This is a genomic window from Arcticibacter svalbardensis MN12-7 (assembly GCF_000403135.1).
GTDB lineage: Bacteria > Bacteroidota > Bacteroidia > Sphingobacteriales > Sphingobacteriaceae > Arcticibacter > Arcticibacter svalbardensis.
Genome location: NZ_AQPN01000030.1, coordinates 1 through 790, shown reverse-complemented (window position 1 = coordinate 790; position 790 = coordinate 1). Strand labels below are relative to the sequence as shown.

Sequence of the window (790 nt, the reverse complement as noted above, 5' to 3'; positions counted from 1 at the left end):
AGTTACACGTAAAGTGTTTGATCTCCCTAATAGCGCAATACCGGATGAAAATAAGCAAGTAAAAAATTTACCTGAAAGAAATTTACTTCGTAGTATTCAAGTAGGAATTGGATCTGCTGAAGATATTGCAGATTATTATGAACTTCCTAGTTCTCAAAGATTGAAACTAGAGCAAATTGAACCTGATGAAGCAAATAGAGCGTTATTTACTATTGATGGAAACTTTAAAACACCTCTATGGTATTATATTTTGAGAGAGGCTGAAATTCAAAATGACGGTGCTAAATTAGGTGATTTAGGTGGTCGAATAATAGCGGAACAATTACTTGGCGGCATATTCTTCCAAAAGGATTGCTTTTTAAATAATGAGTGGACATCAAAGATAAATGGCAAAAATGTAGTGACCTTTAAAGAAATTATAAACTTTATAACAGAACTTTAAAGGTACCATCCACTACTATTCTAATTTACAAGCTCAAATTTCTAAACGCATAAATACTCTATTAACCAAAAGTTTATAGAAATATAGGTACATGTTTGTAATTCCACTTGAAGCCTTGTGTGTGTGTGTGAATTCTCCCATAAAAAAAACTGACCTTCAGCAGGATAGCGTATGTTTACTTGATTGTAGTGTTATTTTTGTTTCAAGTGAGGGCCCTCGTCACCAAATAGATAAATATGCCTACTAAAAGTAAAGCATAGTCTTTTCCCACTTTAATAAACAGGAAGGTACACTTGAAAAACCGAGAGTTTTATCAAATACTCATCTTAATTTATATCGAAAAACGGT

1 protein-coding gene is annotated in these 790 nt (G+C 32.5%); it reads left to right on the top strand.

Features of this window, described 5'->3' with window-relative positions; all coding sequences use genetic code 11:
- Positions 1-442, top strand: a 442-nt coding sequence (locus tag ADIARSV_RS21775; RefSeq protein WP_200864711.1) for a peroxidase family protein, incomplete at its 5' end; no start/stop codon positions are given.
- Between the last annotated feature and the right edge of the window lie 348 nt (positions 443-790).